The 17,277-nt window shown below is 66.7% G+C and carries 15 protein-coding genes, 1 tRNA gene and 1 pseudogene; 9 read left to right on the forward strand and 8 right to left on the reverse strand.

Annotated features, from left to right (window positions below; all coding sequences use genetic code 11):
* Positions 1-154 precede the first annotated feature (154 nt).
* Positions 155-225: transfer RNA gene (locus tag AZG88_RS25810), tRNA-Gly, on the forward strand.
* A 141-nt stretch (positions 226-366) separates the two neighbouring features.
* On the opposite strand, the gene AZG88_RS25815 is transcribed toward AZG88_RS25810, so the two are convergent.
* The 6 genes and pseudogenes from AZG88_RS25815 to AZG88_RS25840 all read right to left on the reverse strand — a co-directional run bounded on the left by AZG88_RS25815 (position 367) and on the right by AZG88_RS25840 (position 5,637).
* Positions 367-747, reverse strand: coding sequence for a nuclear transport factor 2 family protein (locus tag AZG88_RS25815; protein WP_061699606.1), 381 nt, complete (start codon positions 745-747; stop codon positions 367-369).
* 163 nt (positions 748-910) lie between these two features.
* Positions 911-1,482: pseudogene (locus tag AZG88_RS25820) on the reverse strand (malonic semialdehyde reductase).
* Positions 1,483-1,623: 141 nt separating this feature from the next.
* Positions 1,624-2,787 carry an acyl-CoA dehydrogenase family protein gene (locus tag AZG88_RS25825; RefSeq protein WP_061699607.1) on the reverse strand — a complete coding sequence of 388 codons (1,164 nt, stop codon included), beginning with the start codon at positions 2,785-2,787 and terminating at the stop codon, positions 1,624-1,626.
* 136 nt (positions 2,788-2,923) lie between these two features.
* Positions 2,924-3,565: a 3,4-dihydroxy-2-butanone-4-phosphate synthase gene (locus tag AZG88_RS25830; protein WP_061699608.1), complete on the reverse strand. Its 642-nt coding sequence runs from the start codon at positions 3,563-3,565 to the stop codon at positions 2,924-2,926.
* Between the two features lie 77 nt (positions 3,566-3,642).
* On the reverse strand, positions 3,643-4,140 hold the full coding sequence (locus AZG88_RS25835; RefSeq protein WP_061699609.1) for a flavin reductase family protein: 498 nt from the start codon (positions 4,138-4,140) through the stop codon (positions 3,643-3,645).
* 219 nt (positions 4,141-4,359) lie between these two features.
* Entirely contained in the window at positions 4,360-5,637 is a 1,278-nt protein-coding gene (locus AZG88_RS25840) for a PucR family transcriptional regulator (protein ID WP_061699610.1), read from the reverse strand.
* Between the two features lie 307 nt (positions 5,638-5,944).
* Between AZG88_RS25840 and AZG88_RS25845 the strand changes: the two genes are divergently transcribed.
* The 4 genes from AZG88_RS25845 (at position 5,945) to AZG88_RS25860 (ending at position 11,313) form a co-directional block, all read left to right on the forward strand.
* On the forward strand, positions 5,945-6,517 hold the full coding sequence (locus AZG88_RS25845) for a VOC family protein (RefSeq protein ID WP_061042930.1): 573 nt from the start codon (positions 5,945-5,947) through the stop codon (positions 6,515-6,517).
* Positions 6,518-6,575: 58 nt separating this feature from the next.
* Entirely contained in the window at positions 6,576-7,466 is an 891-nt protein-coding gene (locus AZG88_RS25850; RefSeq protein ID WP_061042929.1) for a fumarylacetoacetate hydrolase family protein, read from the forward strand.
* Positions 7,459-9,225 carry an FAD-dependent oxidoreductase gene (locus AZG88_RS25855; protein ID WP_061699611.1) on the forward strand — a complete coding sequence of 589 codons (1,767 nt, stop codon included), beginning with the start codon at positions 7,459-7,461 and terminating at the stop codon, positions 9,223-9,225. The genes AZG88_RS25850 and AZG88_RS25855 overlap by 8 nt, the downstream gene beginning before the upstream one ends.
* Positions 9,226-9,312: 87 nt before the next feature.
* On the forward strand, positions 9,313-11,313 hold the full coding sequence (locus tag AZG88_RS25860) for an acetoacetate--CoA ligase (protein ID WP_061699612.1): 2,001 nt from the start codon (positions 9,313-9,315) through the stop codon (positions 11,311-11,313).
* 65 nt (positions 11,314-11,378) lie between these two features.
* On the opposite strand, the gene AZG88_RS25865 is transcribed toward AZG88_RS25860, so the two are convergent.
* Together AZG88_RS25865 and AZG88_RS25870 are read right to left on the reverse strand one after the other, a co-directional pair.
* Positions 11,379-12,083 (reverse strand): GntR family transcriptional regulator, encoded by a 705-nt coding sequence (locus tag AZG88_RS25865; RefSeq protein ID WP_061042926.1) that lies wholly within the window; start codon positions 12,081-12,083, stop codon positions 11,379-11,381.
* An 84-nt stretch (positions 12,084-12,167) separates the two neighbouring features.
* The gene (locus AZG88_RS25870) at positions 12,168-12,644 is read right to left on the reverse strand and encodes an Lrp/AsnC family transcriptional regulator (RefSeq protein WP_061042925.1); all 477 of its coding nucleotides are present in this window, start codon (positions 12,642-12,644) and stop codon (positions 12,168-12,170) included.
* 273 nt (positions 12,645-12,917) lie between these two features.
* Here AZG88_RS25870 and AZG88_RS25875 point away from each other — a divergent pair, with 273 nt between their 5' ends.
* The 4 genes from AZG88_RS25875 to AZG88_RS25890 form a co-directional block, all read left to right on the forward strand.
* Positions 12,918-15,269 carry a transketolase-like TK C-terminal-containing protein gene (locus AZG88_RS25875; protein WP_061699613.1) on the forward strand — a complete coding sequence of 784 codons (2,352 nt, stop codon included), beginning with the start codon at positions 12,918-12,920 and terminating at the stop codon, positions 15,267-15,269.
* 44 nt (positions 15,270-15,313) lie between these two features.
* Complete coding sequence (locus AZG88_RS25880) at positions 15,314-16,435, forward strand: 2-oxo acid dehydrogenase subunit E2 (protein WP_061699614.1); 1,122 nt, start codon at positions 15,314-15,316, stop codon at positions 16,433-16,435.
* 40 nt (positions 16,436-16,475) lie between these two features.
* Positions 16,476-16,727, forward strand: coding sequence for a DUF3263 domain-containing protein (locus tag AZG88_RS25885; RefSeq protein ID WP_061699615.1), 252 nt, complete (start codon positions 16,476-16,478; stop codon positions 16,725-16,727).
* 248 nt (positions 16,728-16,975) lie between these two features.
* Positions 16,976-17,277: helix-turn-helix domain-containing protein (locus AZG88_RS25890; protein WP_156517622.1), on the forward strand; the 302-nt coding region annotated here is incomplete at its 3' end.

Here is a 17,277-nt window from a genome sequence, read left to right on the forward strand (position 1 = left end):
ATCGGTGCATCCAGGCTAAAACAGGTGCCGGCGAGGCGAGCCCCAGCTCGAGTGTTGACCCGCTGGATCCTGTCCGTGATCCCGGCAAATCCGTGGGCGCGACGTTTCCGCCGCGGGGTGTTGGGCCTGCCTGCAGGCGCCCAATATCGTGTGCGCCGATGTAGTTCAATGGAAGAACATCAGCTTGCCAAGCTGAATACGCGGGTTCGATTCCCGTCATCGGCACCGTCCGTCCGTCCACCACGAATCCGTCCATCCATGCGCGCCCCACGACCACATGGCGACCGACCGACGACCGGGGTGTTCACTTATTAGGGCCTTGTTGTGCCCACCCATTGGGCCCGCGGTCCGACTTGGGCGCTGCTGCTATTGCGAGGTGCCCGAGGCAACGGGGCTGGGGTCCATGAAGATCAGGTACTCGGTCACTTTGTTGTTATCGACGCGGGTGCGCGTGACGGCGGGGAGTGTGAAGGACTCGCAGTTCTGCAAGGTGTAGGTGACCTCCACCCGGAGCGCGGCCACGTTCCCCTCCGACCATTCTTCGATGATCTCGTGGCGCATCGATGCCACCGAGGTCAGGTATTGCGCTACCCAGGACTGGATCGCGTTTTTACCGATGACAGGGGCGTTGTTGCCCATGTGGAAGACACAGTCGTCGGAGAAGTAGTCGAAGAACGCTGCGATGTCGGTGTCAGCAGCTTGGAGAAGTTTGCGGGTGGTCTCGACCTCGGTCGTGGCTGTGGTCATCGCGGACTCTCTTTCTCTGGTGATGTGACGGAGATGGCCCCGAAAGTGGTGGGGGTCGATCTGAGTTCGGGACGGGCACGCGCTGGGGAGCCGTCTACAGCCCTCATGCCCAGCGCACGGTCTCTGAGGTGTCGAGTCTGGGGAGACGCTCGAACCACGGATTCTAACCGGGGTGTCCGATGTTGACGACCAGGACGGATCTCCAGGTTGTTCCGGAGAAGAATTCGGTGTCCATTCCTGTGGAGTCGAAGCCGGCCATCGGCCCAGCCGCCAGGCCGGCGGCACGGATGGCGAGGATGAAGTACCCCGCCTGCAGGGCGGCGTTGAAGTTGCCGGTGCGCTCGCGCAGCGCGTCGTTGTCGGCGAAGACGTCACGGANNCGGCGAAGACGTCACGGATCTGTGGCCGGATGGGCAGCAGCCGGGGCAGGTGCTCGTGAAATTGGCTGTCGCCGGCGAGAATTGCGGTGACGGGCGCTGACGCCGTCTTCTCACGGTTACCCTCGTCGAGATGGTCGAGCAGTCGGCAGCGAGCGGCGTCGGTGCGGATGAAGTGCACGCGCATCGGCTGGGAATTCGCTGCCGTGGGCGCCCAGCGGGTCATTTCCCAGATCTGTGCGAGTTCCTCATCACTGACCGGGGTCGGGGCGAAATTGTTGACTGTTCGCGCTCCCGCGAACAGCAGGTCTCTGGCTGCGTTGTCGAGGCATTCGATCGTCGAGTTGCTGTTCACCAGTGCTTGCTCCTGATCCTGTGCAGACGGTGGTGTGGGTACGGGGTCGGGTGCCTGCACGACTACTCGATTGCCCATCCCGAGCCTTGGCTGCCGCGGTTCGCGCTGCGGCGGAGGCTCGGGGTGAGGGGTAGCAGTATCCGGTCAGAGGAGCGGATCGGCGACGGGAAGGTCGAGGGTGAACCGGCCGATGGTTTCCGAGGCGGTGTCGATGTCGAGGAAGGCGTGCACCGACAGCACGGACAGGTCACGGAAGAACCGTTGGATCGGCGCGGAGGTCCGGTACCCGTCTCCGCCGATTCCGCGAACCATGTCGTTGAGGGCGTTGCGGGCCAGATCCGCCAGATATGCTGCCTTGAGCTTCATTTCGGCACGATCGCGGGGGTCGGACTGCTCAGGTCGCTGTGCGGTGAGGCGTTCGAAGAAGGCGTCGAGGAGGGTTTCGGCGGCATCCGCCGCGGCGAGCGCCCGGCCGAGGCGCATCTGGGCGGCCTGTTTGCCGGAGGCCTTCTCCTGACTGATGGTTCCCTGCCGGTCCTTGGTGCGCTGGACGAACGCGTCCGCCGCACCGCGGAGGGCACCGACGACGACCGGGGTGACCTCGGCCATCGCGAACGGCAGGAAGGGCAGGTGGTACATGGGGTTGGGGTGGATCAGCTGCCCGGGAGCGGCGCCGGCGAGGGCGAGCGCGAACGGACCGGTGCGGTAATCCGGGACGAACACGTCGTCGACGCTGATGTCATTGCTGCCGGTGCCGGACATGCCGGCGATGTACCAGGTGTCGAGGACCTTGACATCCTCACGGGGCACGAGGAACCACAACGGAGTGGGGGCGCTGCCCTCCTCGAATACGACGCCTGCGAAGGTGAACCATTCCGCGTGCACCGATCCGGAGTTCCAGGCCGTCTGCCCGGTGATGCGGTAGCCGCCGTCAACCTTCTGCACCTGCCCGAGCGGGGCCGCGGTACCGGCGGTGAGGGTGTAGGGCTTGTCGGCGAACACTTCTCGTTGGGCCTGTTCGGTGAAGATGTTCACCCGCCAGGCCGCTCCGATGTAGAAGGAGGTGACCCAGCCGGTCGACGGGCAGACCGCGCTGATGGTGCGGACGATCTCGGCGGCGACGTCGAGTCCGAGTTCGAGTCCGCCGTACTCCTTGGGGGTCAGCGTGGCCAGGATTCCCGAGTCGATGAGGTCGGTGATCGTCTCGTCGAGGGGAGCGCGATTCTCCTCGGTCTTCTGGGCGCGTTCGGCGAAGGCGGGTACCAGGGCGTGCACCCGGTCCATCAGTTCGGTGCGGGTGATGTCCATTGTTTCCTCCGATGTGTGGGGTGGTGCTTGTTAGTTTCTGGGCCCATCGGCACAGCTCAGGGCATGCGGGAACCGCGCCGGTGGTGTGCGGATGCTGGTTGGTGGGGTGTGCGTGCCGCGTACGGCACGGCGGGGGTCAGCGGAAGGTGCACGCGGGATCCGGGCCGGCGACGAGTGTGATCCCGTACCGGTCGGCAAGGATCTGGGCATCGCCTCGATCGCCGACGTCTGTCGGGTCAGCGATGCCGTCGAGGTCGGCGAACACCGCGCCCGAGTACTGGGATTCAGCCGTCTCGGTGAGTGCGAGGGCGAGGGACGCAGTGGTCGCGCGGATCCGGAACTCGGTGGGTGTCACGCGCACCGGGACCAGGTGCCCGGGACGGGTGAGATCGCCTGGCTCCGTGGCCGGGTCGGCGAGGATGCGGGCCGTGCGCGCCCGGTCGGCGCCGGAAATCCCGGTGGTAATACCGGCAGCGGCGTCGACGGTGACACATTGACCGTGGCCGAGCGTGGAGCTGGCACGAACCGTCGGGGTCGCTTCCGGCAGGACGAGACGGTCACAGACACGTTCGTGCAGCGCCACCTGCAGAAATCCTGTGGTGTGGCGGATCAGGAAGGCCAGCTGCTCGGTGGTCGCGGCGCCGGCGCACCCGACGAGCACCACGCGGTGGTGATGGCTCAGGATGATCAGCTCGCCGGCGGCGAGAGCGCGGCTACCAGCTGCGATCGTCGACCATGACCGATGGTGCGAGGCGCGGGGCGCGAACGAGGTCGTCATGGCGTGCCTTCCTTTGCAGAATATTTCGGTGCTGCTGCCGAATGGCTGTGGTCGCGACGTAATCGACGCCGGCAGTGCTATACGGATTCGAGCGCCGAGTGCGTGCCGAATACGCGGCGGTGATAGGTGAGCGGCTCGCTGTAGTTGTTCTCTGCCGCAACGACGTTGCCGAGCACGACCACATGATCTCCGCCCTCGACGAACTGGGCGACGTGGCAGGCGATCCAGCCGGCGGCGCCGGCGATTCGGGGAAGTTCGTGGTCGAGGTCCCACCGCACGCCGTGGAACTTGCCTATTCCGCCCTTCTTCGCGAACTTCAGCGCGGTGCCTTGCTGGTCGCGACCCAACACGTTCAATCCGAACTTCTTCGATGCCGTGATCAGTTCGAGCGTCTCCGATCCGCGGTCCAGGGAGACCAGGACCATCGGGGGTGTCATCGACAAAGAGGTGAAGGCGCTGACGGTGGTGCCGAAGGGCAGGCCGCCGTCCATGGAGGTCACGACGGCGACCGGAGTGGCCACGTGTGCCATCACGTCCTTGAATGTTTCCTGGACAGGACTCGAGGGGGTATGCATGGTAAATCTTCCTTCTGTCGACTGCGGCTTTCAGCGCAACGAACCGTGGAGAACGGACGGGACGGGTGCCGCTGGCCTTCGGGCTTTCACGACCCGCTGTGTCCTACACCACAAGTAGACCGCATCAGTTACCCAGTTCGCACTACTGCAGAGCCCAGCGTTGTCGCCGACTTTTGGTTTCTGGACCAGCCGGGGGTTCGGGCTGTCGGCCTACGGTCGCTACCACGGAGCGATGGCGGCGTCTTTAAGCCACTCATAAATGCGGAGCGCGGCACGCAGGTCCGTGGTCGACCCATCCGAAGGTGTGCACAGGCTCAAAGCCTTCTGCACTCGATAGGTCACAGTGTTCTTGGAGATGTGCTCCGCCGAGGCGACTTTGGCCAGGCTGTGGTCCATGTCGAGATAGAGGCTCAGGGTCGACCGCAGGTCGGCCATCCGTGGGTCGTCGCCGGCGAGCGGGCCGAGCAGACGGGAGGCGAACTGCGCCGCGGCTTCCGGGTCGGCGAGCAGGAGCACTTCCAAGCCGATGCGCTCGTGCGCGGTGGTGGTGGGTGGATGGCCTGAGCGGAGGCGAACCAGCCGTTCGACCGCGCGGGCCTCGAGGTGGCTTCGACGAAACCCGTCCATCCCGGATCCGAGTTGACCGGCGACAACGAAGGTGTCAACGAAGTCGGGTAGGGAGGAGGTCAGGGCTCGGGTCGGGTCCGGGGTGATCGCCCCCCACGCCCAGATCGCCTGGAGACCGACAGGGATCACCAGTGATGCTGTGGGTGTTCCCCAATGCCGCAGTACCGGGTCGACGACGGTCCGGAGGTCGTGGTTCGAGTGTGGGCCGCTCCAGGCGATGAGGGCCACGTGGTGCCCGCCGAGGGGGTAGCCGAGGACCTGTTCGGCGTGGGCGGGTTCGATGGGATCCGCGGCGATGATCTTGGTGACGAGGTCGAGCCGGGCCGCCGATACCCCTGCTGCCCACGCGCTCTGCTCCTCGAGGAAGGCCGCGGCGGCCACTCCGGTGAAGTCGTCAAGCACCTCGAAGAGCAGCACGGAGATGCGGCGCAGCTCGCCGCTGCTCTCGCTCGGCGGCAGCAGGCGGGTCGCCGCGTCGAGAAGTGCGGCCGCCAGCACGGCATATCCGACGCGGATGGTCCGGAGCAGATCGTCGAGTTCCATGCCTCGGCGGGCGAAGTCGCGGGCGATGTCCTCCACCTCGGCACTGGCCAGAGTGGGTTCTGATTCGCCGAGACCGGCGACCAGTGTCAGTGCCCGGAACACGGTCGCCGTGGTGGCTCGCCGAATCGCGTCCAGAGGTGGCGCTCCGTCGTCCACGGCGGGAACTTTCCGCGAGATCGTGGCGGCAATGTCCTGACCGACTTCGACGGCCCAGGTCACCGCGCCGTCGCCGAGGGCGGCGCGAACGCGGTCGGCGTCCGGGCTGAGCCACTCGAGCTCCGGTTGCCGGGCCCGTGCTCCCGACAGTTCCCCAGTCCAGTGCGGCACCCCACATCCTTTCCGTACGTCAACGCTACAGCCAACACATCACCCGAATTGGGCTGTAAACCAATTTCCCCCGAAGTTCCTGTTCCCCAGCCACTAGCCATCCGCGATGGAATCTCGTGAAATGGGGAGACAACAACGTGACGGGGACCACAGCGAAAGGTTTTCGGCACAGGGTCGCGGCCACGCGATCTGTTATCAAATATAGCTCCGGGGAGGAATCCACCCTAGCTGTGGAACGACATTTCGAACCCGGGTCTCACACATCCCTCCGGTCACCCGACCGTGATCGGTATCGAAGGAGTCAACGATGACCGCCACCCCCAAGTTCGCGCACGTCGTATTGCAGACGAGCCGGTTCGAGGAGATGCGCGACTGGTATTGCACCGTGCTGGATGCGCACGTGGTCTACGAAGGGCACGGATTGTGCTTCATCACCTTCGACGAGGAGCACCACCGGGTCGCGCTGCTCGGCGCCCCGGTGCAGCTCGAGCCCCGCAATCCGGGTGCGGCGGGCATGCACCACACCGCGTACACCTTCGACACCCTCGACGATCTGCTCGATCGGTACGACTCGTTGAAGGAGAAGGGGATCGAGCCGAAGGTGCCGATCCAGCACGGGGTGACGACGTCGCTGTACTACCAGGATCCGGACGGCAACTTCGTGGAGCTGCAGATCGACAACTTCACCACTCCCGACGAGGCGACGGCTTATATGAACGGCCCGGAGTACGGCAGCAACCCGGTCGGGGTGTCGTTCGTCCCGGAACTGATGCGGCAAGCACTGGTCCAGGGCACCCCGGTCTCGGAGATCACTACCCACTCCTGGGCCCTGCAGACCAGCCCGGACCTGCCCGACCCGATGGCGGCACTGACCAGCTGAGCTGCTCGCGCTCGGCCCGACCCAGCGGCACTCCACTCCTATCTAAGGACTATTTCTCATGCGTGTGGCAAACCAAGCCGGCCGGCTCCAGGTCGTGGCGGACGGGATCGCTGTCGACGTCGAGGCGGCCAGCGGGGGCCGCTTCTCCGCCGAACCCCAGCAGATTTACGACCGGTGGGACGAGTTCACCGCATGGGCAGCCACGGTGGACTTCACCGACGGGGCACCGGTGGTCGAGTCGGAGCTGGGCGCCCCGGTTCCCCGGCCCGGCCAGATCTTCGCCGTCGGCGTGAACTATGCCGACCACGTCGAGGAGTCCGGGCTGACTCTGCCCGACGCTCCGTTCGTGTTCACCAAGTTCCCCGCCTCGATCACCGGCCCCTACGACACCATCGAACACCCCGGCGGCTCGGTCGATTTCGAAGTCGAACTCGTGGCGGTCATCGGCAAGGAAGCCCGCAACGTCCCCGCCTCCGAGGGCTGGGAGTACGTGGCCGGGCTGACCCTCGGCCAGGACCTGTCCGAGCGGGACCTGCAGCTGTCCGGTCCCCCACCGCAGCAGTTCACCCTCGGCAAGTCGTTCGCCGGTTTCGCCCCGATCGGGCCGGTGCTGGTCACCCCCGACGAATTCGCCGACCCCGACGACATCGAGGTCAGCACGGTTCTGTCGGGCGAGCTGATGCAGAATTCACGCACCCGGCACCTGATCTTCCCGATCCCGGTCCTCGTGTCCTACCTGTCGTCGATTCTGCCGCTGCGCCCCGGCGACCTCATCTTCACCGGCACCCCCTCGGGGATCGGCTTCACCCGCGATCCGAAACGGCTCATCGGTGTCGACGACGAACTCGTCAGCCGCGCCGACACCATCGGCGAGATGCGCCACCACTTCGCCGCTTCCACCCGCCCGCACCCACTCACCACTGTTTCCAGGAGCACCAGCCATGTCTGAGATCACCGTTCCCGTCCTCATCGTCGGCGGAGGCGGGTGTGGCCTGACCACCTCGATCCTGCTGTCCGAGCACGGCATCGACCACCACCTCGTCGAGCGGCACACCAGCACCTCCCACCTGCCCAAGGCCCACTACCTCAACCAGCGCACCATGGAGGTGCTGCGCCAGGTCGGCGTAGCGGACTCGATCTACGAGGTAGGCACCCCGCCGAAGAACATGGGTAAGACCCGCTGGGTCACCTCCCTCGGCGGCGACGGCGAACTCGACGGGCGCACCCTGTACACCCTCGAATCGTTCGGCGGCGGACGACTCGAGAGCGCATACGCGGTCGACAGCCCGTGCCCGTCCACCAACTACCCGCAGATCCGGCTCGAACCCCTCCTGCGTGAGCACGCCGAGAAGCGAGCACCGGACTCGATCCACTTCGGCCGCGAACTCGTCTCCTTCGAGCAGGACGAGAACGGAATCCACGCCGTCGTCCTGAACCGCGACACCCAGGAGACCTACACCGTCCACGCCCAGTACATGGTCGCCGCCGACGGCGGCAAGACCGTCGGACCCGAACTCGGGGTGACAATGGAAGGCCCGACCGGGATCCTCGACATGGTCAGCACCCACTTCACCGCCGACCTCTCGCAGTGGTGGGAGGACGACGTCCTGATCACCTGGCTACTCAACCCCGAGGGCGCCGGATCCTGGAACAGCGGCGCCATGGCCGCCATGGGCCCCACGTGGGGCAAGCACTCGGAAGAATTCGTCCTGCACTTCACCTTCCGCCCGGACGATCCCGCCCGGTTCGACGAAGAGGCGATCGTTCCGCGGCTGCGCGAGCTGCTCAAGCTGCCCGACCTCGAGTTGAAGATCCACAAGGTCAGCCACTGGATCCTCGAAGGGGTGCTCGCCGACAAGTACCAGGTCGGCCGGATCTTCCTCGCCGGCGACGCCGCCCACCGGCACCCGCCCACCACCGGTCTGGGCCTGAACACCGCCATCCAGGACGCCCACAACCTGGTATGGAAGCTGGCCGCGGTGATCAAGGGTGACGCCGCCCCCGCCCTGCTCGACACCTACGAGCCCGAACGCCGGCTCGTCGGCATGCGCAACGTCGACTGGGCCATGTTCACTTTCCTCAACCACATGGTCGTCGACGCCGGCCTCGGCCTGATCCCCGGCCAGCCGCTCGAAGCCCAGGTCCAGGTGTTCCGGGACTACTTCTCCGACACCCCGATGGGCGAGACCCGCCGGGCCCGCGCGGCCGAGGTGATCAGTACCCAGCGCACCGAATTCCAGGCCCACGACCTCGAAATCGGCTTCGCCTACCGCGACGGGGCCCTCGTCCCGGACAGCACCGAGGCACCGCCGCGCGATCCGATGGGGCACAACTACCACCCCACCACCCGCCCCGGGCACCGACTCCCGCACGCCTGGCTCGAGCACGACGGTCGACAGATCTCCACCCACGACCTCACCGGCAACAACGCTCACTTCGTGCTCATCACCGCCGCAGACGGAGCCGCCTGGTCCGACGCCGCCCAGCTGGCCAACGACAAGTTCGGTATCCAGATCAAGGTCGCTCAGATCGGCGCCGGCACCGACTACGCCGACCCCACCGGCCGCTGGAGTGAACTCCGCCAGATCGACGACACCGGGGCGATCCTGGTCCGCCCCGACAACCACGTCGCCTGGCGCAGCACCGGCGCCGTCGCCGACCCCGCCGACGAGCTCACCCGCGCACTCGGCACCGTGCTCTCACGCTGACCCCACCGCACGAACCCCTCCCGCCACGGGCAGACCAGGACACCACGTCTGCCCGTGGCGGCGGGAGCCGGAAAGGACGCACCAACAATGACCGCCCCAGGACGTGAAGTGTTGTGGACCCCGCCGCCCGAGCGGGTCTTCGCCTCGAACATGAGCCGATACCAACGCTGGCTCGCAGCCGAGAAGAACGTCTGCACCACCGACTTCGACTCGCTGTTGTGCTGGTCGATCAGCGACCTCGAGAAGTTCTGGCTCTCGATCTGGGAGTACTTCGACGTCATCGCCTCGGCGCCCCCGCAGACGGTGCTCGTCGACCCCCAGATGCCCGGGGCCCGGTGGTTCCCCGGCACCCGGCTGAACTGGGCCGAAAACCTGCTCCGCGATACCGATCAGACCGGGCCCGCAATCATTTCGGTCGACGAAACCGGCACGACCGGGGAACTCTCGCGGGCCGAGCTGGTCGCGCAGGTCGCCAACCTCGCCGCCCACTTCCGGACGATCGGGGTGCGCCCCGGGGACCGGATCGCGGCGATGCTGCCGAACATCGCGCCCACCGTCGTCGCGGTGCTCGCCGCGGCTAGCGTCGGCGCGGTGTGGTCCTGCTGCGCACCGGATTTCGGCGTGAAAGGGTTGGTCGACCGGTTCGCGCAGATCGAGCCGACCGTGCTGATCGGGGTGGACGGCTACCAGTTCAACGGCAAACGCGTCGACCGCCGGGACGTCTTCGCCGCCCTGCTCGACCAGCTCCCGACCGTGCGCCACGCCATCATGGTCGACAACATCGGCCTGCCCTACGACGGCGAGCACCGGCAGACCATCGCCGACTACGCCGACCTCGTGGTCGGGGACGCCGCACCACAGTACGAGCGGGTGCCGTTCGACCATCCGCTGTGGATCCTCTACAGCTCCGGCACCACCGGACTGCCGAAAGGCATCGTGCACTCGCACGGCGGAATCCTCCTCGAAGCCCTCAAGGCCAACGCGCTGCACTACGACCTCGGCCCCACCGATCGGGTGTTCATCGCCGCGAGCACCGCCTGGGTGGTGTGGAACATGCTGGTCGACGTGATCGCGGTCGGTGCCACCGTGATCACCTACGACGGCAGCCCCACTTACGGCCGGCCCGACCACCAATTCGACATCTGCGCCCGCTACGGGGCCACCAGATTCGGTACCGGCGCCGCCTATCTGACCTTGTGCGAAAAGGCCGGCACCCAGCCCGGCACCGATTTCGACCTGTCGGGGTTGCGGTCGATCATGTCGACCGGTTCCCCGCTGCCGGACACCACCTGGCGGTGGATCTACGACGCGGTCAGTGCGGATGTGCACCTGGGATCGGACAGCGGCGGCACCGACGTGGCCACCGGCTTCATCGGCGCCAACCCGCTCTCCCCCGTTCGGGTGGGAGAACTGCAGGGGCCCTACCTGGGGGTCGATGTGCAGGCCTGGACCGAGACCGGTGAAGCGGTCGTCGGGGAGGTCGGGGAAATGGTGATCGCCGCACCGATGCCGTCGATGCCGATCTACTTCTGGAACGACCCGGACGGGATCCGTTACCGGGAAGCCTATTTCGAGACCTACCCCGGGGTGTGGCGGCACGGCGACTGGATCACCATCGAAGCCGACGGCGGCTGCGTGGTCCACGGCCGCTCGGACTCGACGATCAACCGCGGCGGTGTCCGGATGGGATCGGCCGATATATATCAGGCCGTCGAAGCGCTGCCGGAGATCGCCGAGGCCCTGGTGATCGGCGCCGAACTACCCCACGGCGGCTATCACATGCCGCTGTTCGTGGTACTGCGCGACGGATACGACCTCGACGACGCACTCGTGGAGAAGATTCGCACCACCATCCGCCGGGAGGCCTCGCCCCGGCACGTTCCGGACGAAATCATCGACGTCCCCGCCATTCCCACCACCCGCACCGGCAAGCGACTCGAAATACCGGTCAAGAAACTGATTCAGGGGGTCTTTCCGGAGACCGCGATCAACCGCGCCACCGTCGCCGACACCGCCGCCCTCGACTGGTACATCGACTACGCAAAGCGGTTCCAGCACCACCGCGCCGACACCTCCACACTCACCTGAGGGAAGGCCGCCGGGGCCGGGGCCTCGGCGGCCACAGAGCCGACGTGAACATGCGCCGGCGGCGTTCAGGGCGCGATCGGGTCGAGCGCCCGAAGCGCGATCTGTTCGTTGTCCTCGAGGTGCTGCCGTGTCGCTGCGGCGACCTTCCTCATGTTGCGGGTGCGCACGACGGTCAGGATGTCCGCATGCACGTGTCCCCGCCGCTCGTGCTCGTCCGGCTCGGACTCGCGACCCGAGAACGCCAGCCGGACATACCGTTCCGCGGCGTGCCACAACCCGTCGAGCACGCGCAGGTCCCACGCGCTGGCGGCGGGCCGGAGCAGCTCGTAATGGAAGGCGTGGTGTGCCTGGTAGATGTCGTCGAGGTCGAGGCTCTCATCGCCGAACATGGCCACATAGGCGTCGAGGCGACGCAGGTCGGCGTCGTCGAGCAGTTTGCAGGCGCGGCCGGCGATTTCCGGTTCCAGTTGCCGGCGCAGCCGATAGATACCGTGCAGGTCGTCGTGCGAGAGCGGGGCGACCATCGCGCTTTTCCCGGGGCGGGTCACCACCAGACCCTGTGCTTCGAGCTCTTTGAGTGCTTCCCGGACCGGAATGAAGCTCACCCCGAGCTGCCCGGAGATCTCCCGCAGCGAGAAGGTTTGTCCCGGACGGAGTTCACCGGAGAGGATCGAACGGCGGATTTCCTTGGCGACCTGTTCGGGAACGGAGGTCGGAGTCAGCGACCGCACCAGCGGTTGCGGGTTTCTCGTGCTCGTAGTCACGACCATCTCCGTCTCGTTCGAATCGCTGTCACCACCAGGAAGCATGTTATAACACCGGGTCGGTGCAGTCTGGGCGCGGATCGACCGGTGTCAGTCGGTGAGCTTTTCGACCAGCGGCGTGATCCGATAGTCGACCATCTCCCGCATGACCAGCGCGGTGGTGGTGCGTTTGACCCCCTTGATCCCGAGGATGTCCCCCGCCACCCGATACAGGTCGTCGGCGTCCCGGACGGCGACGTGGATGAGCAGATCCGCGACACCGCTGAGGCCGAGGACCTCGAGCACCTCGGGAATGCCGTCGAGCGCCGCCCCGACACGGGCCAGTTTGCGTTGGGTGACGTTGGTCAGGATGTACGCCTGCAGCGGGTATCCCAGGATCGCCGGGTCGATGCGGCGCTCGAACGAGCGCAGCGCGTGCGAGTCGTCGAGCTTGCCCATCCGGGCCTGAACGGTGTTGCGTGAGAGTCCTATCCGGTCCGCCAGGGCAATGGTCGTGGCCCGCGGCGACTCGGCGAGCGCGAGCAGTAGCCGGGCGTCGATCTGATCCGCCTTATGTGTGCTTGGCATTGTGCCAATCCCACCTTCCCTCGAGTGCCCTGCCGGCGTGCATTCTGCTCAATCTCAACACCGACTATTGCGCAGGCGGTGAATTCTTGATCCACTGTTATAACAGTTGGACGGCGGTCAGACCAGAACCCGGCACCGCCGCATCCCGATACCGCATCCGACCGCACCCACCCCGTCACCGGTCGAGCGGATTGCTCCCCGGCTACCCCGTCGGAGCCGTTCTTGTAGTTGCGCACGCCGCAGCGATCCGCACATGTGAGAAAAGAGAATCCGATGCACAACACCCTGCCCGTCGCCCCCGGAACCGCGACCCCCGTCGCAGAAGCCGGGCGCTCGGTGGATCTGGAGACACTCGAAACGATCCGGCAGCGAGTGCTGTGGCTTTCCACCTCGATGATCCATCACGCCAACCGCATCCGGCCCAATCCCACCGGCCTCAAGGTCGGCGGCCACCAAGCCTCCTGCGCGTCGATTGTCTCGATCATGACCTCGCTGTGGTTCGAACAGCTCCAACCGGGCGACCGGGTGTCGGTCAAGCCGCACGCCTCCCCGGTCTTGCATGGCATCAATTATCTGCTCGGTGAACTCGACGAGAAGTACCTGACCACCCTGCGGGAATTCGGTGGTCTGCAGTCCTACCCCAGCCGGTCCAAGGACCCCGACACCGTCGACTACTCCACCGGCTCGGTGGGCATCGGCGCCACCGCGCCGATCTGGGGGGCCATGGCCCGCCGATACGTCGAAACCACCACCGGCGGCGCCGGCACAGGTCGCCAGTACTCGCTGGTCGGGGACGCCGAACTCGACGAGGGCGCGGTGTGGGAGGCTATCCTCGATCCCGGTATCGCCGACCTCGGCGAGGTCGTGTGGATCGTCGATTTGAACCGGCAGTCCCTGGACCGGGTGATTCCGAACATTGCCGCGAACCGGTTGGAGAAGATGTTCGACGCCGCCGGGTGGCAGGTGATCACCGTCAAGTTCGGCAAACTCCTCGAAGAACTGTTCACCCGTCCCGGTGGTCAGGCGCTGCGCACCCGCATCCTGGACATGCCCAACCCCGAATACCAGCGGCTGCTGCGCTGCAGCGCCGACGAGGTCCGCACCCGCCTGCCCGGGAATGGCCAAGGCGGCGCCGAGATCAGTGCTCTGATCGCCGGACTCGACGACGCCACCCTGACCGCCGCGATCCGCAACCTCGGCGGCCACGACCTGTCCGCACTGACCGCCGCGTACCTGCAGATCGACGACACCCGGCCCACGGTGATCATCGCCTACACCATCAAGGGCTACGGGCTGCCCACCCAGGGGCACCCGCAGAACCACTCCTCGCTGCTGTCGGTCGAGGAATACGCCTCGCTCGCCGCCGATCTGGGCATGGACCCGGCGAATCCGTGGGGCCGGTTCGCCGCCGACTCCCCAGCCGGGCGGCGGTGCGTCAGCAACGCGGAGCGGCTGCGGCGTGACCCCATCCCGGCGCTGCCCGCGCTGGCGATCCCGACCGACATCGGCCGCACTCCCAAGGGCACCGCCACCACCCAGGCCGCCCTCGGCCGGGTGCTGCTGGACCTGACCCGCGAATCCCCCGAGGCCGCGAAGCGGGTGGTCACCGTCAGCCCCGATGTGAGTTCGACGACCAACCTCGGTGGGTGGGTCAACAAGGTCGGCGTGTGGTCCGCGGCCGAGCGCCGCAACTGGTTCGACGACGACCGCGAGACCATCATGCACTGGAATGAGCGGCCCACCGGGCAGCACATGGAACTGGGCATCGCCGAAACCAACCTGGTCGGACTGATGGGTGAGCTCGGCGCCACCTGGAGCCGGTGGGGGCAGCCGCTGTTCCCGATCGGGGTGATGTACGACCCGTTCGTCGAACGCGCCCTCGAACCCTGGTCCTACGGCATCTACGCGGGCGGACAATCGATCCTGGTCGGCACCCCCTCCGGTGTCACCCTGGCCGCCGAAGGCGGTGCGCACCAGTCGATCAAAACCCCGTCGATCGGTCTCGAACAGCCCGGGTGCATCAGCTACGAACCCGCGTTCGCGATCGACACCGAGTGGACCCTGCTGGCCAGCATCGGCCGGCTCGGTCGCCCGGACGGCACCTCCGCCTACCTGCGGCTGTCCACCCGCCCCGTCGACCAGACCCTCGCCGCCGTGCCCACGGACCCGGCGGCCCGCGAACGCCGCCGCCGGCAGGTGGTGGCCGGTGGCTACCCCCTCGTCCGTCGAGATGACGCGCAGGTCACGATCGTGGCGATGGGGGCGATGATCACCGAGGCATTGGCGGCCGCCGACCGTCTCACGGAGCAGGGCATCCCCGCCGACGTCGTCTGCATCACCAGCCCCGGGTTGCTGTTCGACGCCGTGCAGGCGCGGCACGGCCGCGGGTCCGGGGACAGCTGGATTCTCGATCAGCTGTTCCCGGCCGATCGTGCGAACCCAATGGTCACCGTCCTCGACGGCCACCCGCACACCCTGGCGTTCCTCGCCGGCATCAACCAGGTGCGCAGCACCGCACTCGGGGTCAGCACGTTCGGGCAGGTCGGCTCCCTCGACGAGGTGTACCGCTACCACGGCATCGACACCGACAGCATCGTGCGGGCTGCGCTCGACATCATCCGCTGATCACCGAGACCCGCACGCACACAGGCCAGGAGCAGGACACCACCATGACAACCGAACAACTCGCAGGCGCCACGGTGCGGATGCCGGCACTCGGGGAGAGCGTCGACGAGGGCACCATCACCCGGTGGCTCAAACAACCCGGTGACCACGTCACCGCCGAGGAACCACTCCTCGAGGTCGCCACCGACAAGGTCGACACCGAGATCCCGTCACCGGTCACCGGAATTCTCCACCGCCACCTCGCCGAGGAGAACGACGTCGTCGCCATCGACGCCGAACTGGCCATCATCACCGAATCCGGCGGCACGGCTGCGGCTCCCGCGGCCCCACCCATACCGGCACCGGCGGCGGATCCGGCACAGACCGCACCGTCGGTGCCCCCGGCCCCGGCGGCGGTTCCCTCGCCGCCGCCGGAGCCGGACACGGCAGGCACCGTTGCGTCGCAGCCTGTGGCCGGCTCGACCACCGCAAAGTTGCCGCGCATCCGCCGCACGATTGCCCAGCGGATGGTCGAGTCGCTGCAGACCGCCGCCCAGCTGACCACGGTGCTCGAGGTCGACGTCACCGCGATCGCCCGGTTGCGGGCCGCCCGCAAGGACGACTTCCTGCACCGGACCGGACTCAAGCTCTCGTTCCTGCCGTTCTTCGCCAAAGCCGCCGTCGACGCACTGGCCGAGCACCGGGTCCTCAATGCCTCGCTGAACACCGAGGTCACCGCGGTGACCTACTACGACCACTGCCACCTCGGTATGGCCGTCGACAGTGAAAAGGGGTTGATGGTGCCGGTCATTCGGAATGCCCAGACCCTCGGGATCGAAGATCTGGCCCGGGCGATCGCGGACAAGGCCGAGAAGGTCCGCACCGGGAAGATCAGCGCGGACGAACTGTCTGGCGGCACCTTCACCCTTACCAACACCGGCAGCCGGGGCGCTCTGTTCGACACCCCGATCATCAACCAGCCCCAAACGGGCATCCTCGGTGTCGGGGCGGTGGTCGAACGACTGGTCCCGAGCCGCCACGACGGTGAGCTCCGCATCGAGGTGCGGTCGATGGCTTACTTGTCCATCTCCTACGATCACCGCATCGTCGACGGCGCCGACGCCGCCCGGTTCCTCACCGCCGTCAAACAGCGGCTCGAAAACGGCTTCACCGCAGACGATCTCTGACAGTTATCAGCATCACCCAGCCGGGGGACGAGGAGGAACAATGACCCGAGACGATCAGGCCATACTGGCGTTCGCCACCAAATGGTCCCGATTCGGCGGAGGAGACGAATACATCCTGCCCGAGTTCGGCATCACCCCAGTCGTGTTCTACCAACGCCTTCTGGTGATGGTGACGTCCGCACCGATCAACGACGTCGACTTCTCCACCCGGACGTACCTGATGGACTTCTGCTCCAGCAAGCTCGCCCGCCCCGCCTCGAGAAGTATCGCGGCCGCACACGCTGCCGGGTGATCGATCCGTACCGGTGGCCGCCCCGTCTACAGCTTGCAGGGGCGGCCACCGGTGCGGGTGCACCGCAACCGGTTGCGAGAGATTGTTTGCCCCAACCGATTCACGAGGTGCGGGAGAGAATGAACTGCCCGCAGAGAAGTACCGCAAGACCAGGATGTGCCGGGCAAGGATTGATGTGAGTGTGTAAGGCCCCGGCACGTCCACCGGCGGCCGGGCAGCACGAGGGCCCGACAGCCGAAAGAAGTGCAGTGAACAAGGAAATCAAACCGGCCCCCGGTGCCTCACGGCGCCGGGGGCCCTGTCCGTTGAAAGGGTGTCACCCCATTCCGGAAGATTCGCCCGACCACAACCCGGCCGGGAAGTTCGACGACGAGGACTACCCGGCCTACAGCATGGGTCACGCCGCCGAGATCCTCGGCGTGACACAGACATTCCTGCGCAGCCTCGACGCCGCGAAGCTGCTCACCCCCGGACGCTCGGAGGGCGGCCATCGCCGCTACTCCCGATATCAGCTGCGTCTCGCCGCCCGGGCCCGCGAACTGATCGACCA

The organism is Rhodococcus sp. LB1 (assembly GCF_001583455.1).
Lineage (GTDB): Bacteria > Actinomycetota > Actinomycetes > Mycobacteriales > Mycobacteriaceae > Rhodococcus_F > Rhodococcus_F opacus.